The sequence below is a fragment of the Kitasatospora sp. NPDC048540 genome (assembly GCF_040651175.1).
Taxonomy (GTDB): domain Bacteria; phylum Actinomycetota; class Actinomycetes; order Streptomycetales; family Streptomycetaceae; genus Kitasatospora.
The window spans coordinates 1-21,620 of sequence record NZ_JBEZIR010000023.1; the positions used below are offsets into that span (position 1 = coordinate 1).

Genomic DNA, 21,620 nt, shown 5'->3' on the forward strand with positions numbered 1-21,620 from the left:
CGCCCGCAGCCGGGGGGGCGGCGCGGCCGGGCTCCCCGGCCGCGCCGCCGCACCGACCGGGATCAGGGCAGGTAGTACATCGGGTTCGGGATCTTGTACGTCTTGCCGGCGTGGCCGCCGGACAGGTCGCTGTACTGGTCACCGAAGTTGGCGACGATCTCGTAGCCGAGGCTCTCGATGTGCGCGCGGGTGCCGGACTTGTACTCGATGGTGGTGCAGGTCGCACCACAGGGCAGGTACGCCGGCGGGTTCTCCTTGTTCTTCAGGTACAGGTGCGAGGCGTCCGCGGTGGGGAAGCCGACGGCGGCCAGGTTGGCCGCGGTGTACGAGCGCTGCGCCTCGGGACGGCCGGTGACGAAGAAGACGGTGTAGCCCTGCTGCTCGGCCCACTGGGCCAGGGTGTTCATACCGAACACGGCCGGCATGGTCTTGGTGGCGATGTACTGAGCGTTGCCGGCGGGGTTGTAGACGAAGGTCGTCTCCAGCTCGTAGTTGTACGTCGACAGCGAGGTGTCGTCGACGTCGAGCACGATCGCCTTCTTCTTCTTGCCCTTGTCGTGGCGGGCCCGGTTGTCCAGGTACTTCTTGGCGTCCTTCTCGATCCCGGCGACCTGGTTGGCGTAGTTGCTGGTCGGCGACGCCCAGTGCTCGCCCTGCGCGTCCACGGTGTCGCCGTAGTACGCCTTGATGTCGCTGACCTCGTTGGTCATGTTGGTGATCTGACGGTCGGTCCGCGGCGCCTTGGTGTCGGCGAGCGCGTAGCCGCCTCCCGCGACCACACCTCCGACCACCACGCCGACGGCGAGCGTGGCGATGGTCCGTGAGCGGTTCCCGAGAGTCCTGCCGGCCATTGTGGTTCCTCCCCAGCGCTGCGCCGGAAGGGGAACGCCAGTCGTCCCCTCGTGGCCCCGGCGAGCGCGTGCGGGGATGAACGTACGGGCGGGTAACCAGGCAGGTCAAGCAGACTCTACGCGCAATGTCTACGCGCGCTGTCTACGCGCCTCGTCTACGCGTGATGCGTGCGGTCCGTCCGATCGCCGCCGGGCCCGCCGGGTCCTGCCTGTCACCGCGCCGGCCGCTCGAAACGCCGCCGCCTCCGCGGCCGTACCGCCGTCTTCCGGTGCCGCGCCCACCAGGTGCTCCGCGGCCGGTCGTCGCGCGCCATCCCGATGACCGGAGGTGCAGCAGTCCGGCCGCCTCCGGCCGGTGGAGCGCCCGGAAGGTCGTCCTGCGGGCGTCGGCGGTCGTCCGAGGCCGTCGCGGTCGAGCGGCGAGGACCGGAACCCGCCAGGCAGGTCATTGCTCATGAAGGCGGCGAGGAGGCGCAGATCTCCGGCACGCCCGCATGCCGCCCGGTGTCGTCGCGGCGCAGGCGGCTGTGGCGGCCGACAGGTGACGGGCCCGCGGGCGGCGTGGGCGAACGGTGTGCCGGGCCCCGCGAAGCCGCCGTCGTCGCGGGTTCGGCGCGGGCGGCGGTCGGCTTCGCGAGGCGCGGGTGGCCCGCCGGTGGACCGACGGGCGGAGCGGGCGGTGCTGACGGTCCGTGGCCGGTGACCACGGTGGGGGAGCGGTCGTCCAGGATGCGGGTCAGCGGCCGAACAGCCGTCGCAGGCCGCGGCGTTCGGGCTTCGCCGGCGGGCCGGTCGGGGTCGGGTGGACGGCGGAGTTGGCGGGCGCCGATTCGGACAGGAGGTCGACCACGGCGGTCAGGAAGCCGGACAGTTCGGCTGCCGGGCCGGTGCCGAGGTTGAGGTGGCTGCCGTTCGCCCATTCACCGAGCACCGTGTACGGCTCGCCGGTGAACGGGTTCATCGCGTGTTCCAGGGTGAAGTACCGGCAGTGGTCGGCGCCGCCGGGCTGGACGACGGCGGTGTAGTAGGCCTCGGCCGCCGCGGAGGGCCGCGGCAGCACGACCACCAGCAGGCGGTGCGGGCCCAGCGTGATCAGGTCGGCCCTCAGGCCGTCGCTCGGCAGCCGTTCCCCGGCGGGCAGCCGACCGCCGAAGTCGTCCCAGAGGGAGGCCAGCGCGGCGCCGGTGCCCTCCTCCGGGATGCGGTCCAGCATCCGTGGCCCGAGGTCCATGGCGAGGCCCGCGAGCACCTTGTGCGCGAACTGGTAGTGGTGCGGCCGGGGGTCGTTCTCCACGAGGTCCATGGCGTGAAAGTATGCCGATCGCACCGGGCTGGGCCGAATCGTTTCTCCGACAGGTGCCTTGGTGTGACGGACTGTCGGAGGTCCGGCGGGGCAGAACGCTCCGGGCGGTCGTTCACGAGGACGGCATCAGGACGGTGTCAACGAGGTACACCGTGGCGTTCGCGGTCCGGACGTTGCCGCAGACGATCTCGGCGCTGCCGTTGACGGTTAAGTCGGCGCCGGAGCCGGTGACCCTCACCTCCGCGCCCTGGCAACGGCAGTCCCTCACGCTCGCCTACTACCGCGGCCTCACCTGCCGGGAGGTCTCCGACCTGCTCTACGCCCCCCTCAGCACGGTCAAGACCCGGATGCGCGACGGACTGATCCGGCTGCGCGACTGCCTGGGGGCGGACGCGACTGCCGTCCGGTCCGAACACCGCGACCGGGCCGCCTTCCTCGCCGCCGACCTCCCCGCCCTGCCGGCCGGCAAGGCGTACGAGCTGTGGCTGGACGACGGCGGTGCCGCCCGGCCCGCGGGGCTGCTCCACCACTCCGACGGCAGCCTGATCCTGGACGGACCCCTCGACGGCGCCCGCGGCACAGGTGTGACCGTCGAACCGGCCGCCGGCTCGGCCGGCCCCACCTCCGACCCGGTCCTGCTGCTGCCCCTCACCTGACGCACCGCGCGCGCCGCGTACGGCTCGAGGGGGCCGGGGCCCGTCGGCCACCGCTGTTCTCGGCGTCACCTTCCGTGACTCCGCGGGCCCCGACGGCCGCTCGGTGCCTGCTGTGTGACGCTGGATCAGGGATGCTGTGGCGGCCCGGCGAGCGGGCTCATCCGGAGGTAGGCGGGGCGGTGTGTCCCGCGGGGCGGCGGGGGAGTGGTGCCGGGTGCCGTCGCTGCGGGCGGAGGGTGGCGGTAGAGCGCGGTGCCGGCCCGGATGAACGCGGTGTAGGCGTCGGGGTCGGTGGGGTCCGAGCTCCACCGGGCCTTCGCCCGTTGCCAGGCGAGCAGCAGGTCGGCTCGGGCGGGCGGTTCCTGCTCGGTGTGGGGCCGATGGCTGGTCACGGCCGACATCGTAGGCCGGGCCCCGGCGGCGGCCGTCCGGCGCGCCCGGTGCGGTGCGGCGGAGACCGCGGACGCGCGGGTGCGGTGGGCCGATCGGGTGGATCCGAGGGGCCGGGCAACGGCGGTGCCGCACACCGGCGTTCGGCTCGGGACGGGCGGTCCGCCTGCTGTCGTTCTCCGGCCGCCGGCCCGTTCGTTGTCCGCTCGGTCAGGCGCGGTGTTCGGCGAGGAAGGTGGTGATGAGGTTCTGCCACTCCTCGGGGCGTTCGACCATGGGCAGATGGCCGGTGGGGATCTCGGCGAGCCGGGCGCCGGCGATGTTCTCGGCGAGGTGGCGGTGCAGGGCGGGCGGGACGAGGTGGTCGACGGTGGTGGAGATGATCAGCGTGGGGACGCGGATCGCCTCGAGGTCGTCGCGGACGTCGATCCGGGTGGCGAGTTCGGCGTGCTCGGGGGTGCCGTCCGCGATGTCGGCCGCCGCATGGGTGACGGCCTGCGCGAGTCGGTCGGCGGGCATGGCCTCCAGGGCCTGGGGGCTGAGGGCGTGCGGGAAGAGGAACTCGCTGACCAGGTGACGGTCGCCGGTGGCGGCGAGCCTGCCCCAGACCCCGAGGGTCAGGGCCTGCTGGTTGTTGGGGTGGGCCATGGTGGCGGTCAGGACGAGGGCGGTGACGCGTTCGGGGTGGCGCGCGGCGGCGCGGATGGCGACCGGGCCGCCGAGCGAGTAGCCGTGCAGGGCGAAGGTCTCCAGGCCCTCGGCGACGGCGGCGGCGACGAGTTGGTCGGCCATCGCGTCCAGCGACAGCGGTGCGGTGGCGCGGGGGGTTCCACCGCTGCCGGGGTAGTCGACGCCGACGACGGTGTGGTGGGTGGCCAGGCCGTCCAGGACGGGTCCGTAGGTGCCGGCGAAGCTGCTGCCGGCGCCGTGGGCCACGGCGAGGCCGGGTCCGGAGCCGAGGCGGGTGCGGGCGTAGGTGGCGTCGGGGAGGTCGCGTGCGGACATGAGTGATCTCGCTTTCGGGAGGGGCGGCCGGTGTTTCTGCTCCGTTGCGGGAGGCAGGGCCCGGTCATGGAGGACGAGGAGGTACGGGCCGGGGCAGGCGGATTCGGTGGGGCCGTCGTGCCGGCTCCCGTACGAGGTGGAGCGGGAGCCGGGCGGGGACGGCGATCCTCGGTCAGGGCAGGAGGACGGTCTTGCCCCGGGCGCGCCGGGCCTCGATGTCGGCGTGGGCGCGGGCGGCCTCGGCCAGGGGGTAGGTGGCTCCGATCGGCAGGTCGAGCCCGCCGGCGGCGACCCGGTCGGCCAGCTCGGGAAGGGCCTGCGGGAAGCGGTCGGTGGGGTCCGCGCCGGTGAACCGCACCCCGTGCTCGGCGGCGGCCATGTCGGCGATGGTGATCACCCGGGACGCGTCCCCGGTCAGGGCGACCGAATCCGCGAGCACGCCCGCACCGGAGGCGTCGAACACCCGGTCCACGCCCTGCGGCGCGGCAGCCTTCACCCGTCCGGCCCAGCCGTCCCCGTAGGCGACCGCGGTCGCGCCGAGTGCGGTGAGCCGGTCGAGGTCGTGGGCGCCGGCGGTGGCGACCACGTTGACACCGCGGGCGAGGGCCAGCTGGAGTGCGAGGGTGCCGACGGAGCCGCCAGCGCCGTGGACCAGCAGGGTCTCGCCCGCGCCGAGGTCCAGGTGGTGCAGGCCGCGGTACGCGGTCTCGCCCACGGTCACCAGGGCGGCGGCGGTCTCGAACGAGACCTCCGCGGGCTTGGCGACCGGTCGCTCCAGCAGTGCGTACTCGCTGTAGCCGCCGGCGGCGGCGACACCGAACACCTCGTCGCCGACCTCGGCAGCGGCGCCCTCACCGGCTCGGTCGACGACGCCGGCCACGTCCCAGCCCGGCAGGTGGGGGAAGTCCACCGGCATGATGCCGGCCATCATCCCGGAGCGGATCTTCAGGTCGATCAGGTTGACGGCGACGGCCCGGACCTTGATCCGGACCTGGCCGGGACCCGGCTCGGGGGCATCGACCTCGGCCAGGGTGAGCACGTCAGGGCCGCCGTAGCGGGTGAAGGTGATCGCGGTGGACATCGGGACCTCCAGAAGAGGGGGCGGGGCACCCACCGGGAATCATCCGGCGTGTGTGATTTCCCTTTCAGGTGTATCACACGGTCTGTATGAAACGCGAAGCCGATGTGGAGTGGTTCGCGTCACACGCTGTGTGTGATTCCTGGATAAGGTGGACCCCATGACGTCCAAGCCGCCCGTGCACCTCCGCCAGCCGAACCCGGACAACCCCCGCGTCCGGCGCACCCGGGAACGCATCCTCGCCGTCGCCCGCGAGCTGCTGCCCGAGGTCGGGCTCACCGGGCTGACCTACGCGCTCCTGGCTGAACGGGCCGGCGTCACCCGCCAGACCATGTACCGGCACTGGCCCACCCGGGCCGCACTGCTCTCCGACCTCACCCTGCAGGGCCCCGACCTCGGCTACCCCGAACCCGGCACCGACGTGCGGACCGTCGCCACCGAGTGGCTGGTCAGCCTGCGCGCCGGTATCACCGTCCCCGCCACCCGGGCCGCCGCCCTCGCCATGGCGGCCCAGGCCGACCACGACCCCGACAGCGCCCAGGCCCTGCAACGCATCGTCGAGGACCGCCACGCCGCCCTCAACGAACTCCTCGAACCGTCCGGCCTGAAGATCACCGCCGAGCAGTACACCCTGCTCTACGGACCGCTGCTCGCCCGCCTCTTCTTCGACCGCGCCGAAGCGAGCGACGACTTCATCGACACCACCGTCACGCAGTGGCTCGCCACCGTCGACGGCGTCACCGGGCAGTGACCGGCGCCGCCGTCGCGGCAGCCTCGCTCGCCGCAGCTGCGCCCGGAACGGCACAGCACCGGGCGCGGCGCCCGTACGGGCGCCGGTCGACCCGGTGCGGGCGGACCGTCGCCGCCGTGGCTCGATGCAGCGTCAGCCGATCCGCTCGAGCAGGTCGGTGACATCCGCGAACACCCTCTCGCCCGCCGCCGCGGCGGCGGGCGAAAGGGTGTCGAGGGTGAGGAAGCCGTGCACCATGCCGGCCTCGCACCGGTGGCCGACCGCGACGCCCGCCGCAGCCAGCCGCGCGGCATAGGCGTCGCCCTCGTCCCGGAGCGGATCGTGCTCCGCGGTGACCAGGACGGTCGGCGGTAGCCCGCCGAGATCGACGGCGTGCAGCGGGCTGACCCCGGGGTCGGCGAGCCGGGACGGGTCCGGCACCCACTGCTCGGCCCCCCAGGCGACGTCGTCCGTCGTCAGGCCCCACCCCGTGGCCTTCGACCGCGCGCTGGGACGGGAGAGGGTCAGATCGGTGTTGGGGTACGCCAGGACCTGGGCGGCCGGCAGCGGTCCGCCCCCGTCGCGCAGGCGCAGGCAGGCGAGCGCGGCGAGGTTCCCTCCGGAACTGTCCCCCATGACCAGGGTCGGCCCGGCGACCCCGGTACGGGGGTCCCCGCCGGAGAGCGCCCACCGGAGGACGTCCACGCAGTCGTCGACGGCGGCCGGCCACGGATGCTCCGGGGCCCGGCGGAAGTCGACACTCAGCACGGCCGCCCCGGTCCCGAGCGCGAGCCTGCGGCACAGCCGGTCGTGCGACTCCAGATCGCCGATCGTCCACATCCCGCCGTGCAGGAACACCACCAACGGACCGATCGCGGCCGACGGCCGGTAGAGGCGGCCCCCCACGGCCGTCGGACCGACCGTCAGGTCCTCGATGTGGGCGATCCCGGGGCCCGGGGGCCGCGCCTCGGCGCGGAGCCGCTGCGCCCGCCTCAGCTCCGCCGCGCCCATGGCACGGGCCGGAGGTCCGGGGTCCTGCCGCACGGCCGCGATGAAGGCGGCCAGTTCGGCATCGGCCAGTTCGGCATCGGCGAGCGGGGGATCGGTGGGGTCGGCCATGCAGGCCAGGATGCCACCTCGATCCGAACGGCCGTACCCAGAACCGGGTTTCCGGTCCGAAGCCCCCGTGCCGCACCGGCCACGGGCCGACGAGGTTTCACGGGCGGCCTGTCAGCACATGTCGAAGCTCCAGACCGGGTTGAAGTCGGTGTCCGCCGAGGACGTGCCGGGGCTGGCGTGTCCCACGATCTCGCCGCCGGGCCCGCGGAACCAGATGATGTGGCCGGAGTTGTTGACCCAGGAGCCGTGGGCGTTCCAGTAGTCCATGGTGTAGTGGTTGCACGAGGTCGGGAACGCCCACGTGTGGAAGTTGTCGTACTGGGTGTGCGCGAACATGCAGAAGCTGCCGGACGGACAGCTGCTGCCGAAGAACATGCTCTGGGCCACCCCGTTGCGGCGGATGACACCGTTGTTGTTGTCGTTGGTGCCCGCCTGTGCGGTGGCTGCCACCGCACCACCGGACAGCAGCAGGGCTGCGAGCGCTGCCACGACGGTGGAGGTCCTGCGTCGGTTGAACATGCTTCTCCTCGGTGCTGACGTCGTCAGGGATTTCGCCGGTCGGCCGGCGCCGCGATCCCCGCTGCTGCGGGGGCGGCGGGACCAACCTTGCCCCCTGCGCCGACCGGCGCACGAGCTGTTCACACCGGCCTTAAAACCCGTGGTCACACGGGTATACAGTGATGTGCTCGAGCTGTCGGCGGACCGGGGGGAACCGTGCTCAGGCTTCACTTCACCATCGACGACCTGGCCGACACCCGGCTGGCCACCGCCCCCGACCTGGCCCTGGAGACCGTGCTGAGCCTGCGGGTGCTGGACGCCGGCGCGAACGACCTGCGGTTTCGCCAGTGGCGGCGGACGCTGCAGCACAGGTGGGACCCGCACAGCCTGCTGCTGGGCGACCTGTGCGCGCCCACGGTGCTGCCGGCCTTCCTGACCGACCACATCGAGCCCGACCCCCGGGCGACCGCGGCCTCGGCCACCGGACCCGACCTGGCGCACCGCCGCGCCTACATCGAGTTCCTGGCCAAGTTCCGGCCGCTGACGCCGTTCGCGCGCCGCCTCGCCGACGAGGACCTCGGGGCCCGCGCGCTGTTCGGCCGCGCCCTGGGCGGCTACCAGGCCACCGCGATCGACCCGTTCCGGTCCCAGATCCACACACTCGTCGCGGCCGACCGGGCCCGGACCGCGCACAGCGCCGCCGCCGGCATGCAGCACCTGTTCGACTCCCTGCACCCGTGCGTCCGGTGGAAGTCCCCGGTGCTGGAGGTGGACGTGCTGCGCCCCGACGACGTCGACGTCCACCTCAACGGGCGCGGTCTGCTGCTGCAGCCCACCGTGTTCGGCTCCGCCCACCCGGTGGTCGCCGGTTACAACACCCCCGACGGCCGGCCCACCCTGTGCTACCCGATCCGCAGTCAGGCCCTGCTGGGCCGGGACGACATCGTTCCGGTACGCGGTCTGGTCCCCCTGCTGGGACGCACCCGCACCGCCGTGCTGACCGCCATCGCCGAGAGGGGCCTGCACTCCACCGGAGAGCTCGCCCGCCACATCGGCTGCAGCCCCGCCGCGGTCAGCCAGCACACCACCGTCCTGCGCGACAGCGCGCTGCTGCGGACCGACCGGGTCGGCCAGAGCGTCCGCCACGTCCTGACCGACCTCGGGGAAGCACTGCTCGACGCGAACCGCTGATCGGCCGGCCCCCTGCACGAGCGAGCCCCAGGTGAGGGGGCGCGGGACCGATGGTGCATGCTCGCGGACATGACTGAGTTCCGTGCGACATCGGCCGACGGCACGCGCATCACCGCTCTCGACGACGGCCGCGGTCCGACCCTGCTGCTCGTGCACGGGGGCGGTGAACGGGCCACCTCCTGGGGCGGGGTGACGCGGACGCTGACCGGCGACTTCCGCGTCGTCCGGATGGACCGTCGGATCTACGTCCCCGGCGCCGTCATCGAGCCCACGCACTCGGTCGCGGTCGAGGCCGCGGACATCCTGGCCGTCGCCGGGGCGCTCGACCGGCCGGTGCTCCTGGTGGGGCACTCGTCGGGCGCCGTCGCCGCCCTGGAAGCGGCGCTGCTCGCACCGGCGGCGTTCGCCGGGCTGTTCCTCTACGAGCCGCCGATGCCGACACGGTCACTGGTCGGCGGCCGGGCGGCGAGGCGCGCACGGGCCGCACTCGCCGCCGGTGACCCGGCCGAGGCCGTACGGATCCAACTGCGCGACATCGTCCGCATGTCGGCGGACGTGGTGGACGCCCTGGCCGCCGCACCCGGCGGACAGGAGCTACTGGCGGCCAGGGCGCCCGCGCAGCTCGCCGACGTGGAGGCCGTCGACCGTCTCGGCATCGGCGTCGCCCGCTTCGGTGCCCTGGACCTGCCGACCACCCTGCTCGAAGGGGACCGGAGCCCGGCGCACCTGCGGGAGCGGGTGGCCCACCTGGCCGCCGTCCTGCCGAACGCACGGGTCCTCACCCTGGCCGGCCACGGCCACGTCGCCCACCGCACCGCTCCCGCCGAACTGGCCCAGGCGATCAGGGAGATGGCCGAACGCGTGCTCGTCGGCCGGGCGCATCCCCACCGTGCGGGCCTCAGTTCCTGACGGACTCCACGATCCGCTGGGCGGCCCGGGCGGGCGTGAGGTGCGTGGTGTCGACGACCTCGGCCTCGGCGTGCAGCCAGGTACGGGCCGCCTCGGCGTACGGCTCGAGGTATTTGAGACGGAACGGGGAGTTGGGGCCGACGACGGTGTCGCCCGCGATACGCCCACGGAGGGTGTCCTGGTCGGCGTGGAGGACGAAGTGCCGTACCGGGATGCCGTGGTGGGCCAGGCCCGCACTGATCTCGCGCCAGTACTCCTCGACCAGGACGGTCATGGGCATCACCAGCGTGCCACCGGTGTAGTCGAGTACCCGCCGGGCGGTCTCGACCACGAGCGTCCGCCACGGCGGCCAGTGCTGGAAGTTGTCCGTCCGGGGCAGCCCCGGCGTGATGTCCATCAGCGTCTCGCCGACCTTCTCGGCATCGAACACCCGTGAATCGGGGAGTAGTTGCTGTACGAGTGCGCTGGTCGTCGTTTTGCCCGCACCGTGGGTGCCGTTGAGCCATACGATCATGGGACCGATGCTAGCGCCGTGCAGGCCGGGGCGACGGGCCGGGCGCGGACCCGGTGCGGAGCCGGCGCGGCCTCCGGGATCGGGTACCGGAATTGCCTGGTGCGGTGAGCGGGAGTGACGCTATGCTGCCCGCGATGATCACTTCTCCTGCTCTCAGATCGGGGGTCCCGTCCGCGCAAGGTGAGTGCTGATGCTCACCACGACCGCGAACAGGGATACCCGCCTCTCCTTCTGGCTGCGCGTGCGCGAGTTCGCCGTGCCGCCCTCCATGATCGAAGCCGCCACCGCCCGCCGCTCGGCGGGTGACTGGGCGGCGGCATACGCCGCCGCAGGCATCGACGTCGACCTCGACCTGCGCCGCCTCGCGCGCACACACGGCCGGGAACTCGCCGCCCGGATCCGTACGGACCTCCGGCATCTGGCACCCGACCTGCTGCGCTGGCACATGCCGCGGATCGCCCCCGACGGACTGCTGCGCCCCGGCCTGACCGTCTCGCTGGCCCGGTACGACCAGGCTGCGGACCGGGACAGCCGGCTCCCGGTACACCTGGTGGTCCGGACCGCCCCGGCCTGGGCCGATGCCGGCCAGCGGATCAGTCTCGCCCTGTGGCACGGACCCCGGTCCGCAGCCGACTCCTCGAGACACCCGAACCTGCACCCACACCCGCATCCGCGGCCCGACCGCCGGTTCCGCCTCGACCTGCACCGGCACCTCTGGGACGCGCGCCGGGCCCCCGAACTGCGTACCCGCTCCGGGGCCGACCGCCCACCCGCGGGCGGTCACCCGCCGACCGACGGCACGGTGCCGAGCGGGATCGGCTGCAACGTCGACCGGTGGGCCGACGAGGCCCGGATCCTGCTGCACGACGAGGGCAGGTCCGGGGGCGCCGTCACCGTACGGCTCGGCGCCCGGCACCGCCTAGTGCTGGACCTGGCGGACCCGGACCCGCACCCGCACCCGGAGCTCTCCGGCCCGCCCGTGCTGCGGATCGCGGGTGCGCCTGGCGACGGCAGTGCGTCCGTGCTGCCCGTCCTGCCCGAGGCCGCCACCTGGGTGCCGCCCGACCTGGAACTGCTCCGGGCCGGCGCGATCGGGCCCGGCCGGCTGCACCCGCTGGTCGCCGCCGCACTCGTACCGGACCGGCCGCCGCCCGACGCGCCGGCCGACCGGTCCGCCACCCGGTCCGGCGCCCGGTCCGGGCATCGGGAAGGGCCGGGTGCGCCGCACCTCGTGGACTGCCGGGGCGCCCGGCACCGGATCGGCCTGGTCGACGGGGTCCTCGCCCCGATGGACCACCACCCGGACGAGGTCCGCCGCGAGGAACTGCTCGCCGCCCTGACGGGCACCCCGTTGCCCTGCCTGCAGGCCATCGACGAAGCCCACCGGCGCCCGGAGTGTCTGGCCGGTGTCCGCGAACGCCTCGACCACGGCGACATCGCCGGGGCCCTGGCCGTCGTCGAGGGACTGCTCGGGCCCGCCGCGCTCCTGCGCAGCGGCGAGCTGCGGGACGAACTCGAGGCGGCCGCGCAGCAGCGGATCACCCACGGGCTGTTCCGGGCGGGCCTGGCCGGGCCGTCCGCCGACCGCCCGCGCCCGGACCGTACGGACCCGGCCCGTCCCCGCCCCCACGTCCACCGCGCACACCCGCGCCACGCGTCGGGCCGCTGACCCACCCGGCCACGCACTCCACCCACCTTCCACGCGCCACGACCCGACAGGTGATCAAACATGCCCACCGGCACCCCGTTCGCATACCCAGAAACCCCCGAAGCCCCCGCCGCCGACCGAAACCGGCAGCCCATCCCGCCCTCCCTGCCTACTCCGCCCACCCCGCCCTCCCAGCTCGACATCGCGGGGGAGCTGCTCGCCCTGCTCCGAACGACCACCACCGAACCGCGCCCCGACACCCAACTCGAGGCGCTCACCCTCGCGGTGGCCGCCGACCTCCCCGTCCTGCTGTGGGGCGAGCCCGGCATCGGCAAGACCGCGGCGCTCACCCAGCTCGCCGCCGCCCTCGACCTGCCGCTGACCACGGTGATCGCCAGCGTGCACGAGCCGTCCGACTTCTCGGGCCTGCCCGTCATCGGCGACAACCCCGCCGAGCAGGGCGTCCCGATGGCCCCGCCGGACTGGGCGGTCCGCCTGGTCCGGGCCGGGCGCGGACTGCTGTTCCTGGACGAGCTGTCCACCGCACCGCCCGCCGTCCAGGCCGCGCTGCTGCGCCTGGTCCTGGAACGGCGCATCGGCGCACTGCAACTGCCGCCCGGCGTAAGGATCGTGGCCGCCGCCAACCCGCGGTCCTCGGCCGCCGACGGCTGGGAACTCAGCCCGCCGCTGGCCAACCGCTTCGTCCATCTGCAGTGGACCCACGACCACGAGGTCGTCGTCCGCGGCCTCGGCGGGACCTGGCCGCGGGCCACCCTGCCGCGGCTCGACCCGCGGCGGTCGGGCGAGGCGGTGGACCGGGCCCGCCGAGCGGTCTGCGGACTGCTCACCGCGCGCCCCGCCCTGGTCCACCGGCTCCCCAGCAGCGAGGCCCGCCGGGGCGGCGCCTGGCCGTCCCCCCGCAGCTGGGAGATGGCCGTGTGCCTGATCGCCTTCGCGACCGCGTCCGACTCCTCCCGCGACGCCCTGTCACTGCTGGTCCGGGGCGCCGTCGGCGACGGCCCCGGGCTCGAACTGCTGGCCGCCCTGGACCGGATGGACCTCCCCGACCCGGAAGAACTCCTCGCCGACCCGGCGGGCGCCGTGCTGCCCGAACGCGGCGACCTGCGCCAGGCCACCCTCGACGGCGTCGTGGCGGCGGTCGCCCACCGCCCCGAGAAGTCCCGCTGGGACGCGGCCTGGACCCTGTTCGCCCGCGCGATCGAGACCGGCGCCCCGGACCTGCTGGTCGTCCCGGCGACCACCCTCGCGGCGCTGCGCCGGCAGGATTGGGAGGTCCCGGCCACGATCGAACGGCTGGGCGGGGCGGTCTCCGTGTCCCGGCGGGCCGACCGTGCGGCGGCCAGGGTCGCAGCCGGCGCGGAGGCCGGCCGGTGACCCGGGACGTACCGGCGGCAGCCGCCAGGCCCGTACCGGGACCCCGCACCGTACCGGGACCTCGCACCGTAACTGGGCCCCGGCCGGGCCGGGAGGGGCCCGGTGGGCCGGGGAACGCGAAGGCGAACGCGAACGAGGACGGGCCGGGAACGCTCGACCTCGAGAAGCTCCATGCCGCCCGGCTGTACGCCGTCCGGGTGCGGCCCTACCTGGCGACGGCACTCTTCGCGCTGACCGTCGTGGAGTCACGGCGGGTGCCGACGATGGCCGTCGACCGGTACTGGCGGTGCTACGTCTCACCGGGCTTCGTGGCCCGGACGCCGGTGGAGGAACTGGCCGGCGTCTGGGTGCACGAGGTTTCCCACCTGCTGCGCGACCACCACGGGCGCGGCGACCGGGTCGCACGCGAGCGGGGGCTGACCGGCCGGGGCGAGCGGCTGCGGATGAACATCGCCGCGGACTGCGAGATCAACGACGACGTCTACGGTGACGGCCTGCCCAGCCCCGCGGGCGCCGTCCGGCCCGAACTCCTCGGGCTGCCCGAGGGGCAGTTGATGGAGGAGTACCTGCGGCTGTTCCAGCTCGGTCCGCGGACGGCGTTCCTCGACTGGCTGGACTGCGGCAGCGGCGCCGACGGGCTGGAAAGGGAGTGGGACCTCGGTCCGGACGGTGCCCACGGCCTCAGCGCGCAGGAGTGCGACGCGGTCCGGTTCCGGGTGGCGCAGGGCATCACCGCGCGCCCGGGGGACACCCCGAAGGCCTGGCGTCGCTGGGCGGACGAGGCGTTCCATCCGCCGCAGGCGTGGCGGGAGTTGCTCGGGGCGGCGGTCCGGTCGGCAGCTTCCGGACCCGGCGCGGGCGAGGACTACAGCTACGGCCGGCCGTCGCGGCGCTCGGCCGGGCTGCCCGGTGTCGTCCTGCCCAGCCTGCGGCGGCGTCCGCCCAGGGTCTCGGTGGTCATCGACACCTCCGGGTCGGTCAGCGACGCCGAACTGGGCAGTGCCCTGCTGGAGGTCGCCGCGATCTCCCGCGCGGTGGGCGGGCGCCGCGACCTGGTGAGCGTCATCTCGTGCGACGCGGCCGCCCGGGTTGCGCACCCGCTCTGCCAGGCGGAGGGCATCACACTGATCGGCGGCGGCGGCACCGACCTGCGGACGGGCTTCGCGCGAGCCCTGCACGCCCAGGTGCCACCGGACGTGATCGTGGTCCTGACCGACGGTCAGACCCCCTGGCCCGCGACCCGGCCGCCGTGCCGAACGGTCGTCGGCCTGTTCGCCGGGCGCAGGATCAGGTCCTGGAGCGAGGACAACCCCGACTACGTACCGGACACCCCGCCCGCCTGGGCCCGTGTGGTCGAGATCGGTTAGGCGTGGGGGCCGGCACCGCCTCGGGACTGAGGTGGTGACGTGGCGGTGAGGGCCCGTCGAGTAGCTGATGAGACGTCAATTCTTCCCGGCCGCGGACCCGTAGCAGGACGATCTTGGTCGCTGCTATCGTGCCTGCGGCAGATTCCAACAGCCAGGTACGAAACGGGGATTCATGCACAAGTCACAGCGGGCGGTGGCCCTCGCGCTCAGCGCTCTGGGTGTCGCCGCGGGAATGGTGTCGGTGGCCGCTCCGGCCGAGGCGGCCACGACGCCGAGCGGGGCCTGCGGCAGCGGCTACTACCAGATCGACCACCACGCCCTCGGCTCGGTGGCCGACGTCTACCTGTTCTACAACGGGTCGAGCAACTGTGCCGTCACCTGGGTGCGGAGCCCGAACGGGACCAGGACCTACGACCTGCGGGTGAACATCGAGCGGCAGAGCGACCTCAAGGAGGCCGCCGACGGCGGCTACTACAACTACTACGCGGGCCCGGCCAAGCTCAGCGCCGCCAACACCTGCATCTCGTGGGGCGGCTCCGCGGAGGGTATCCGCTGGGCGTCCGGCTGGGAGCACTGCGGCTGATCGGTGAACGGCCCCGGAGGGCCGGGGCCCGGGAGGACGCGACCTCGAGGCTGCGAGGACCTGCGATGACACGCGGTCACTTCGGGGCCCGGCGTGCTTCCCGGGCCCGACCCTCGGGTCCGAATGGTGCACCGGTTCCGTGCTACTTCCCGGGTGAGGTGGCGGCGCCGGCCGGGACCGTGGTGTCGAGGCCGGGCGTCGCCCGGGCCGTCAGTACGTGCGTGGTGCTGCCGTCGTCCTCGGTGATGTCGCGGACGTGCTCGAAGCCGATCCGGCGCAGCAGCGCCAGCGAGGCGAGGTTGGGCGCGGCCACGGTCGCGTGCACCTCGGACAGGCCGAGGACGTCGAAGCCGTACGCCACCAGTGCCTCGGCCAACTCGGTGCCGAGGCCCGAGCCCCAGGCTCCCGGCGCCAGCGCGTAGACGATCTCGTGGCCGCCGACCGCCTCGGTCGGTTTGATCTCGGCGTGCCCGACCAGCAGCCCGTCCCGGCGGACGGCCCAGACGGCGAACAGGTCCCCGGCGTACACCTTGCTGAAGATCCGGCCGAACAGGGCCCGGTCCTCATGCTCCGCAGCGGTGCCCTCACCCATCCACCGCGACACCCGCGGATCCTGGAAGAGCGCGACGAAGTCCTCCTCGTCCGCGGGGACGTACGGGTCCAGGAGCAGGCGCGCGGTGCGCAGGGTCGGCATCACGGACCGGGACGCTACCCAGGGCAGCCCCGCCCGGCAAACCGGTTTTCCCGGTCGGTGCCGGGCGCCCGGCGTGCCGTCCCGTCAGGTGCGGGTCAGGGCGGGGTCAGCGGTCGCGGGCAGAGTGGTGCACGTGAACGGCGCCGGGGGCGGACCCCGGGGCCGGGAGCTGGGAGAGGTGCCCGGAGTGGTTGATCGGGGACCAGGGCCTTCGGGCCCGGATCGGGTGCCTTCGGGTGCCCACGCAGGTTCGAATCCTGCCCTCTCCGCCCAACGGCCGGGGCCCTCGCCTCCGCCCTCAGTGGGCCGAGAACCACACCTCCGGCAGATAGCCCGTCGAGGTCCCGGCGGACGGCAGCCGGACGCCCGGGCGGTCGGACGGATCCAGGGCGGCCAGCACCTCGTCGGCCGGGTAGCCGAACAGGTCGACGCCGTCGAGGACCACCGGCGCCGCGGACGGCCCGCCCGGCGCGGTGCCGTACCGGCCGAGCCGGACGGCGGCCAGGCCGGGGCGGTCGTGGTCACCGCGGCCGAGCCGGTCGGTGACATCGCCGTACGCGAGCAGTTCCAGGCCCTGGTAGCAGGCCCAGAACGCCCAACCGGCCTGGCAGACCCAGGTCGTACGGACATCCGCCAGCGTGGCCACCGCCCACTGCGACTCCCGCTCGGACCCGCCGAACCGCAGCACCCCGGCACCGGCCGGCAGCGCGAGACCCGTTTTCGGTAGCAACTCGAACATCCCCCGATGGTGGTGCCGTCACGGTCACCACCGCAAGCCCGGTGCCCGGCGGCCCGGCGGCCGAAGGCCGTCGGTCCGGTCCCGGCCACTCCCGCGCGCTCGCGACGGGAATTGTCGGACCGGCCCTACCATGGCCGTGCCGATGAACGACACCTCACCTCGCGGACGCAGGCCCGGCAGCCCGGACACTCGCGCCGCCATCCTCGACGCCGCCCGCCGCCGCTTCCTGGCCGAGGGCTACCACGCCGTCACCCTGCGGTCCATCGCGGTCGAGGCCGCCGTCGACCCCGCGCTGATCAGCTATTACTTCGGCTCCAAGAAGGGCCTGTTCGGCGCGGCCCTCGCGCTGGCCGTCAACCCGGCCGACGTCCTCGCCACCATCCTGGCCGGCGACCCGGCCACCTTCCCGCAGCGTGCCCTGCGCGGCCTGCTCGCCGTCTGGGACGGCCCCGACACCGGCCCGACCCTGCTGGCCATGTTCAAGAACGCGGTCCAGGACGACACCGTCGCCGCCCTGGTCAGAGAAGCCGTCGAACGCGAGATCGTCGACCGCATCGCGGCCCGGATCGGCGGCACCGGCGCCCGGCAGCGGGCAGCGGCCTTCTGCTCGCAGATGGCCGGCATCATCGCCACCCGCTACCTGCTGAGGCTGGAACCCGTCGCCTCGATGACCCCCGACGAAGTGGTCCGCCACCTGGGCCCACCACTGCGCCGCGCCCTCGAGGGCCCCGCATCGCGCCCGTCGGCCCGTCCCGCCGCGGCGGGGGACCGGCGCCGCGCCCGTCCCGGGAGCTGAGCCGCGGGCGGGTGGCCCGGATTTCATCAAGTGCCGACTTCTGACCGCACCCGAGCCGGCGCGCGCCGCACCATCACGCCGTACGTACCGGAACGGCCCAGGTGGGAAGGGTGGCGTGGAGGCCCTCGGCCGGGTCGGCGCGGCCCAACGCCTGCACCGCGGGCCCGGGAAGAATTCATCGCCCTGGAAATCCGCGGACCGCCGCGGCCAGCCTGGAGCACAGGTAGCCGGACCCGTCCGGATCCGCCTCCAGGAAGAAGAATCCGATGCAAGCAGTCCAAGCCTCCGCGCCTGCGCCGCAGGCCCGGCACGGCCTCGTCCTCGCCGTCACCTGCCTCGCCCTCGGCGCCGTGGTCGCCGCCATGGCCTCCCTCAACGTCGCCCTGCCCGACCTGGCCCGGGAGACCCACGCGAGCCAGACCCAGCTCTCCTGGATCATCGACGCCTACAGCCTGGTGTTCGCCTCGCTCCTGCTGCCCGCGGCCGCCCTCGGCGACCGGTTCGGCCGCCGCAGGGCCCTGCTCGTCGGACTCGCCCTGTTCGGCGGAGGCTCCGGACTGGCCGCCCTCACCACCGACCCGAGCGCGCTGATCGCCCTGCGCGGGCTGCTCGGCGTCGGAGCCGCCCTGGTCATGCCGGCCACCCTGTCCACGATCACCACCACCTTCCCGCGCGCCGAACGGGCCCGCGCCGTCAGCATCTGGGCCGCCGTCGCGGGCGCCAGCGCCCTGGTGGGCCTGTTCGCCTCCGGCGTGCTGCTGGAGCAGTGGTCCTGGCGCTCGGTGTTCCTGCTCAACCTCGCCGTCGCGCTGGCCGCCCTGGTCGGCACCCTGCTGTTCGTCCCGGAGTCGGCGGAGCCCGGCCGGCCGCGCCTGGACAGGACCGGCGCGCTGCTCGCCGTGGTCGGCCTGGTCGCCCTGGTGTACTCCGTGATCGAGGCACCCACCCGGGGCTGGGCCGACCCCGCCACCCTCGGCGGCATCGCCGCGGGGCTCGCCGTGCTCACCGGCTTCGTGCTCTGGGAGCTGCGCCGGCCCCACCCGCTGCTGGACCCGCGGCTGTTCCGCAACCGCCGGTTCGCCGCCGGTGCGCTCTCGGTGATGCTCCAGTTCTTCGTCTTCTTCGGCTACATCTTCGTGATGATGCAGTACCTCCAACTGGTGCGCGGCGACAGCGCGTTGATGGCCGCGGTGGCGATGCTCCCGATGGCGCTGACCATGGTCCCGACCGCTCGCCTCACCCCGCGGCTGACCGCCAGGTTCGGCCTCGGCGGCCCCTGGGTGGCGGGCCTGCTGGCCGTCGCCCTCGCCATGGCCGTACTCGCCCGGCTCGACGCCGACAGCCCGTACTGGCTGATCGCCGCCGGACTGGTCCCGCTCGGCGCCGGCATGGGCCTCGCGATGACGCCCGCCACCACCGCAATCACCGACTCGCTGCCCCGCTCGCTGCAGAACATCGGCTCCGCCATGAACGACCTGTCACGCGAACTCGGCGGCGCGCTCGGCATCGCGGTGCTCGGCAGCATGCTCAGCGCCGCCTACCGCAGCCACCTGCAGCTGCCCGACGCACTGCCCCCGCACCTGGCCGACGCCGCCCGTTCCTCCCTCGCGGCCGCGAGCACCATCGGCGGCCCCGTCGCCGACCACGCCCGCATCGCCTTCGTCGACGGCATGCACCTGGCCCTGTACGGCGCGGCCCTGGCCGCGGCCCTCGCCGCGCTCACCGTCGCCGCCCTGCTGCGCCACCAGCGCCCCGCGACCGGTGACGGACATGCCGTCGAGGAGTACGAACCGGACCGGAACGTCGTCGAGTTGCACGCCGCCCAGTCGCCGAGCTGACCGGCCGACGCGCCCGGACGCGGAGTGGCGCCAGTGGGCGCCCTCCCGCCCGGGCGGCCGGTCCGTCAGGCCCTGATGAGTTGGTGGACCGCCGCCACGGCCGCGTCCGGCGCGTCGATCCAGGAGTACTCGTCGGACACCACGAACGGCGGCCGTCCGCCCGGCCCGCACTCCACCTCGACCGCTTCGGGGTTGCTCGCCAGCCGTACGAAGAAGCTGTCGCCGTCGGCCCCCGCCCGGTCCACCCCGCGCTCGACCACCAGCGCGGGCAGCCGCTCCCGCAGGCAGCGGAGCACCTCGTCCACCGGGGTGCCCGTGCGCGCATCGGCGGGCCATTCGCGTGTGTCCACGCCGCAGATCCTGCCAGCAGTGCTCCGCAGCGACGACAACCCCGATGCTCCGCCGCCAGATCCGATGCCGGAGTACCGGATCTTTGAGGATGGGACATCCTTCCTGCCGGTGGTGTTCGTACGGGTGCAGCAGCCACGGATGGACAGCCTGCAGGACCCGTCTGTCAACTTGTTGTCCGCGATGCTTCCACTGCACGAACTCGGTCGCGCGGTGTTGGGCGCGGTGGAACCGCAACTCCAGGGCGAGTCCTACGCGTACTGGATCGAGCTGCGGACGATCCTGTACTTCGTCCAGAGCGGCCCAGGGCATCGCGGGAGTCCCGGGCACCATCGACCGGATCGCCACCGTGCTGGAGGCCGCAGGCCTCCCCCAGGCCCGGCGTCACCGCACTCCAGCAAGAGGCTGGCCGGCTACGGGCCATGCAGGTGTGAGCGGCGAACATCTCAGGCCCGAGTCGGCCGTGTGATCGCGCCCGTGGGCGGGCTCGTGATCATCCAGCCCCGGCCACACCGCGCGGCCCCGCCGGTCACGCCGTCCATCCCTCTTGTGGCCGGACGCGCCCCCATCGGATGCTGACATCGCTGAACTGCGCTTCATCGCAGGTAAGGACACCTTCGGTCACCTGGGCGCGAACGAACGAGAGCGTGCCGCCGGTGAACCTGGCGTGGCCCAGCGCGACCCCGCCCCCGACGAACCGTGCGTGGTGGAAGGTGACCGTGCTGCCGGTGAATTGTCCGTAGTCGAAAGTGAGGGTTCCGCCGGTGAACCGTGTCGCGTAGAAGCTGACCGTGCTGTCAGTGAACTCAGCATCGTCGAGGGCAACCGCGCCTCCGCTGAACTGCGCATGGTCGAAGCTGGTCGTACCACCTGTGAAGTGCGCTCGGTTGAAGGCGAGTGACCCGTCGGCGCACACGGCACGGTTGAGGTTGACCGTGCTGTTGGAGAACTGCGCGTACCTGAAGTCGACCGTGCCGCCGTTGAGCTGGGCGTCGTCCAGGTCGACCGTCCCGCCACTGAACTGCGCGTGGTGGAACGTGGCGATACCGGACGGATCGAACACGGCGCCGCGGAGGGCGAGGATGCCGCTGCTGAACCTTGCCTGGCCGAAGTCGACGGTGCCGCCGTCGAAGCGAGCGCGGTCGAAGCTGATCGTACCGATGTCGAAGCGTGCGCCACGGAAGTCGACCACGCCGTCGCTGAATCGCGCGCCGTCGAAGCTGAACGAGTCGCCGATGAACTCGGTATCGGAGAAGGAGACGTTTCCGCGGAAGTGGCTGTCGGAGAAGTCGCCTCCGTCGAAGGTCGCCCGCGTGAAATCAAGAGTGAAACCCGACCACGACCGCCGCTCCTGCGATCCTTGAAGGTGGTCGCGGATCACTCGGATGATGGTGTGCCGGACCTCCCGTTCTCCCTTTCGGTACTTGTCCGACTCGGGATCCCACTCATAGGGCATGCGCAGGTAGGCGCAGAGAACGTCGATGCAGACCTGGCGTTGTTCATCCCAGTCGTCGGCCAGCTGGGTCATCGCGTAGACGCCGGCGAGGCGTACGGCTGGTGTTTCATGGCCGAGCTGGCCGGCGGCGGTGGAGTAGCGCTCGGCGAACTGGGTGGCGTCCGCGCGGTGGGCGTCCCCCTCGGCGATTCGCTGCTTGCGGTAGGCGTAGACGCCGGTGAGCACCGCGCCGATGACCGTCAGGATGGCGAGGGTGAGCCTGATGGCGTCTGCAGGGTTCGACGCGTCGGCCGCGCCTTCCGTGAGGTGGCTCACGAGCCAGTACGCCCCGATTCCGGCGACGCACACCACGGTGACGGCAAGGCCGGCCACGATCCACACGGGCCACAGATCCGGTGCGTACCGACCGCTTGGATTCCGCGATCGGCGTTGCCACCAGCGTCCACGGGTCACCGGTTCAGCATGCCCGATGATCAGATCTTGGAGACCGCCGCGGCCTCTCAGCCCTCCCG

At 73.4% G+C, this 21,620-nt stretch carries 22 protein-coding genes, 1 tRNA gene and 1 pseudogene; 11 read left to right on the top strand and 13 right to left on the bottom strand.

Translation table 11 applies throughout. The features are described 5' to 3' along the window. Positions 1-62: 62 nt before the first annotated feature. The 3 genes and pseudogenes from AB0D08_RS12005 to AB0D08_RS12015 all read right to left on the bottom strand — a co-directional run. Entirely contained in the window at positions 63-851 is a 789-nt protein-coding gene (locus tag AB0D08_RS12005; RefSeq protein ID WP_033819078.1) for an HAD family acid phosphatase, read from the bottom strand. A gap of 736 nt (positions 852-1,587) precedes the next feature. Then, complete coding sequence (locus AB0D08_RS12010) at positions 1,588-2,154, bottom strand: hypothetical protein (protein ID WP_359888106.1); 567 nt, start codon at positions 2,152-2,154, stop codon at positions 1,588-1,590. Positions 2,155-2,266: 112 nt separating this feature from the next. Next, positions 2,267-2,404: pseudogene (locus tag AB0D08_RS12015) on the bottom strand (fasciclin domain-containing protein); the annotation flags it as partial. Here AB0D08_RS12015 and AB0D08_RS12020 point away from each other — a divergent pair. Beyond that, positions 2,382-2,810 (top strand): anti-sigma factor, encoded by a 429-nt coding sequence (locus tag AB0D08_RS12020; RefSeq protein WP_359888109.1) that lies wholly within the window; start codon positions 2,382-2,384, stop codon positions 2,808-2,810. The pseudogene AB0D08_RS12015 and the gene AB0D08_RS12020 overlap by 23 nt on opposite strands. A 125-nt stretch (positions 2,811-2,935) precedes the next feature. Here AB0D08_RS12020 and AB0D08_RS12025 read toward each other — a convergent pair whose 3' ends face one another. From AB0D08_RS12025 to AB0D08_RS12035, 3 genes are all read right to left on the bottom strand, one after another. Then, the gene (locus tag AB0D08_RS12025) at positions 2,936-3,202 is read right to left on the bottom strand and encodes a hypothetical protein (RefSeq protein WP_082526330.1); all 267 of its coding nucleotides are present in this window, start codon (positions 3,200-3,202) and stop codon (positions 2,936-2,938) included. A 208-nt stretch (positions 3,203-3,410) separates the two neighbouring features. Further along, positions 3,411-4,205, bottom strand: coding sequence for an alpha/beta fold hydrolase (locus AB0D08_RS12030; protein WP_359888112.1), 795 nt, complete (start codon positions 4,203-4,205; stop codon positions 3,411-3,413). Positions 4,206-4,377: 172 nt separating this feature from the next. Next, positions 4,378-5,286 (bottom strand): NADP-dependent oxidoreductase, encoded by a 909-nt coding sequence (locus tag AB0D08_RS12035; RefSeq protein ID WP_033819081.1) that lies wholly within the window; start codon positions 5,284-5,286, stop codon positions 4,378-4,380. Between the two features lie 157 nt (positions 5,287-5,443). Between AB0D08_RS12035 and AB0D08_RS12040 the strand changes: the two genes are divergently transcribed. After that, positions 5,444-6,034, top strand: a complete 591-nt coding sequence (locus tag AB0D08_RS12040; RefSeq protein WP_033819082.1) for a TetR/AcrR family transcriptional regulator — start codon at positions 5,444-5,446, stop codon at positions 6,032-6,034. Positions 6,035-6,166: 132 nt separating this feature from the next. Here the strand turns inward: AB0D08_RS12040 and AB0D08_RS12045 are convergent, their stop codons facing one another. Together AB0D08_RS12045 and AB0D08_RS12050 are read right to left on the bottom strand one after the other, a co-directional pair. After that, positions 6,167-7,132 carry an alpha/beta hydrolase gene (locus AB0D08_RS12045; protein WP_359888115.1) on the bottom strand — a complete coding sequence of 322 codons (966 nt, stop codon included), beginning with the start codon at positions 7,130-7,132 and terminating at the stop codon, positions 6,167-6,169. Between the two features lie 111 nt (positions 7,133-7,243). Further along, positions 7,244-7,651 (bottom strand): hypothetical protein, encoded by a 408-nt coding sequence (locus tag AB0D08_RS12050; RefSeq protein ID WP_033819084.1) that lies wholly within the window; start codon positions 7,649-7,651, stop codon positions 7,244-7,246. Between the two features lie 195 nt (positions 7,652-7,846). Here AB0D08_RS12050 and AB0D08_RS12055 point away from each other — a divergent pair, with 195 nt between their 5' ends. Both AB0D08_RS12055 and AB0D08_RS12060 read left to right on the top strand, forming a co-directional pair. Further along, on the top strand, positions 7,847-8,821 hold the full coding sequence (locus tag AB0D08_RS12055) for an ArsR family transcriptional regulator (protein ID WP_359888117.1): 975 nt from the start codon (positions 7,847-7,849) through the stop codon (positions 8,819-8,821). A gap of 69 nt (positions 8,822-8,890) precedes the next feature. Beyond that, complete coding sequence (locus AB0D08_RS12060) at positions 8,891-9,730, top strand: alpha/beta hydrolase (RefSeq protein WP_359888118.1); 840 nt, start codon at positions 8,891-8,893, stop codon at positions 9,728-9,730. Here AB0D08_RS12060 and AB0D08_RS12065 read toward each other — a convergent pair. Further along, a complete protein-coding gene (locus AB0D08_RS12065; protein ID WP_359888120.1) occupies positions 9,720-10,244 on the bottom strand; it encodes an AAA family ATPase in 525 nt (174 codons plus the stop codon). The two genes, AB0D08_RS12060 and AB0D08_RS12065, sit on opposite strands and share 11 nt — an antisense overlap. A 190-nt stretch (positions 10,245-10,434) precedes the next feature. Between AB0D08_RS12065 and AB0D08_RS12070 the strand changes: the two genes are divergently transcribed. The 4 genes from AB0D08_RS12070 (at position 10,435) to AB0D08_RS12085 (ending at position 15,237) form a co-directional block, all read left to right on the top strand. Next, positions 10,435-11,913 (top strand): hypothetical protein, encoded by a 1,479-nt coding sequence (locus AB0D08_RS12070; protein WP_359888123.1) that lies wholly within the window; start codon positions 10,435-10,437, stop codon positions 11,911-11,913. A 60-nt stretch (positions 11,914-11,973) separates the two neighbouring features. Then, a complete protein-coding gene (locus AB0D08_RS12075) occupies positions 11,974-13,287 on the top strand; it encodes an AAA family ATPase (RefSeq protein ID WP_359888125.1) in 1,314 nt (437 codons plus the stop codon). Next, the gene (locus AB0D08_RS12080; RefSeq protein ID WP_359888128.1) at positions 13,284-14,654 is read left to right on the top strand and encodes a VWA-like domain-containing protein; all 1,371 of its coding nucleotides are present in this window, start codon (positions 13,284-13,286) and stop codon (positions 14,652-14,654) included. The genes AB0D08_RS12075 and AB0D08_RS12080 overlap by 4 nt, the downstream gene beginning before the upstream one ends. A 172-nt stretch (positions 14,655-14,826) precedes the next feature. Next, positions 14,827-15,237 carry a hypothetical protein gene (locus tag AB0D08_RS12085; protein ID WP_051814020.1) on the top strand — a complete coding sequence of 137 codons (411 nt, stop codon included), beginning with the start codon at positions 14,827-14,829 and terminating at the stop codon, positions 15,235-15,237. Between the two features lie 142 nt (positions 15,238-15,379). Here AB0D08_RS12085 and AB0D08_RS12090 read toward each other — a convergent pair whose 3' ends face one another. Beyond that, on the bottom strand, positions 15,380-15,934 hold the full coding sequence (locus tag AB0D08_RS12090; protein WP_051814019.1) for a GNAT family N-acetyltransferase: 555 nt from the start codon (positions 15,932-15,934) through the stop codon (positions 15,380-15,382). Between the two features lie 169 nt (positions 15,935-16,103). Between AB0D08_RS12090 and AB0D08_RS12095 the strand changes: the two genes are divergently transcribed. Beyond that, positions 16,104-16,200 (top strand) — tRNA-OTHER (locus tag AB0D08_RS12095). A gap of 29 nt (positions 16,201-16,229) precedes the next feature. Here the strand turns inward: AB0D08_RS12095 and AB0D08_RS12100 are convergent. Then, entirely contained in the window at positions 16,230-16,670 is a 441-nt protein-coding gene (locus AB0D08_RS12100) for a hypothetical protein (RefSeq protein ID WP_149038573.1), read from the bottom strand. 142 nt (positions 16,671-16,812) lie between these two features. On the opposite strand from AB0D08_RS12100, the gene AB0D08_RS12105 reads away from it, so the two are divergent. After that, on the top strand, positions 16,813-17,466 hold the full coding sequence (locus AB0D08_RS12105; protein WP_033824539.1) for a TetR family transcriptional regulator: 654 nt from the start codon (positions 16,813-16,815) through the stop codon (positions 17,464-17,466). Between the two features lie 266 nt (positions 17,467-17,732). Beyond that, on the top strand, positions 17,733-19,304 hold the full coding sequence (locus AB0D08_RS12110; RefSeq protein WP_359888131.1) for an MFS transporter: 1,572 nt from the start codon (positions 17,733-17,735) through the stop codon (positions 19,302-19,304). Between the two features lie 65 nt (positions 19,305-19,369). Here AB0D08_RS12110 and AB0D08_RS12115 read toward each other — a convergent pair whose 3' ends face one another. Then, positions 19,370-19,654 carry a hypothetical protein gene (locus AB0D08_RS12115; protein WP_359888133.1) on the bottom strand — a complete coding sequence of 95 codons (285 nt, stop codon included), beginning with the start codon at positions 19,652-19,654 and terminating at the stop codon, positions 19,370-19,372. A gap of 527 nt (positions 19,655-20,181) precedes the next feature. Beyond that, complete coding sequence (locus tag AB0D08_RS12120; RefSeq protein WP_359888135.1) at positions 20,182-21,489, bottom strand: pentapeptide repeat-containing protein; 1,308 nt, start codon at positions 21,487-21,489, stop codon at positions 20,182-20,184. Positions 21,490-21,620 lie beyond the last annotated feature (131 nt).

Excerpts from the sequence above, each read along its gene's own strand:
- AB0D08_RS12005 (WP_033819078.1), bottom strand. The coding sequence starts at position 851 with ATGGCCGGCAGGACTCTCGGGAACCGCTCACGGACCATCGCCACGCTC.
- AB0D08_RS12010 (WP_359888106.1), bottom strand. The coding sequence starts at position 2,154 with ATGGACCTCGTGGAGAACGACCCCCGGCCGCACCACTACCAGTTCGCG.
- AB0D08_RS12030 (WP_359888112.1), bottom strand. The coding sequence starts at position 4,205 with ATGTCCGCACGCGACCTCCCCGACGCCACCTACGCCCGCACCCGCCTC.
- AB0D08_RS12035 (WP_033819081.1), bottom strand. The coding sequence starts at position 5,286 with ATGTCCACCGCGATCACCTTCACCCGCTACGGCGGCCCTGACGTGCTC.
- AB0D08_RS12040 (WP_033819082.1), top strand. The coding sequence starts at position 5,444 with ATGACGTCCAAGCCGCCCGTGCACCTCCGCCAGCCGAACCCGGACAAC.
- AB0D08_RS12045 (WP_359888115.1), bottom strand. The coding sequence starts at position 7,132 with ATGGCCGACCCCACCGATCCCCCGCTCGCCGATGCCGAACTGGCCGAT.
- AB0D08_RS12050 (WP_033819084.1), bottom strand. The coding sequence starts at position 7,651 with ATGTTCAACCGACGCAGGACCTCCACCGTCGTGGCAGCGCTCGCAGCC.
- AB0D08_RS12060 (WP_359888118.1), top strand. The coding sequence starts at position 8,891 with ATGACTGAGTTCCGTGCGACATCGGCCGACGGCACGCGCATCACCGCT.
- AB0D08_RS12065 (WP_359888120.1), bottom strand. The coding sequence starts at position 10,244 with ATGATCGTATGGCTCAACGGCACCCACGGTGCGGGCAAAACGACGACC.
- AB0D08_RS12070 (WP_359888123.1), top strand. The coding sequence starts at position 10,435 with ATGCTCACCACGACCGCGAACAGGGATACCCGCCTCTCCTTCTGGCTG.
- AB0D08_RS12075 (WP_359888125.1), top strand. The coding sequence starts at position 11,974 with ATGCCCACCGGCACCCCGTTCGCATACCCAGAAACCCCCGAAGCCCCC.
- AB0D08_RS12085 (WP_051814020.1), top strand. The coding sequence starts at position 14,827 with ATGCACAAGTCACAGCGGGCGGTGGCCCTCGCGCTCAGCGCTCTGGGT.
- AB0D08_RS12100 (WP_149038573.1), bottom strand. The coding sequence starts at position 16,670 with ATGTTCGAGTTGCTACCGAAAACGGGTCTCGCGCTGCCGGCCGGTGCC.
- AB0D08_RS12105 (WP_033824539.1), top strand. The coding sequence starts at position 16,813 with ATGAACGACACCTCACCTCGCGGACGCAGGCCCGGCAGCCCGGACACT.
- AB0D08_RS12110 (WP_359888131.1), top strand. The coding sequence starts at position 17,733 with ATGCAAGCAGTCCAAGCCTCCGCGCCTGCGCCGCAGGCCCGGCACGGC.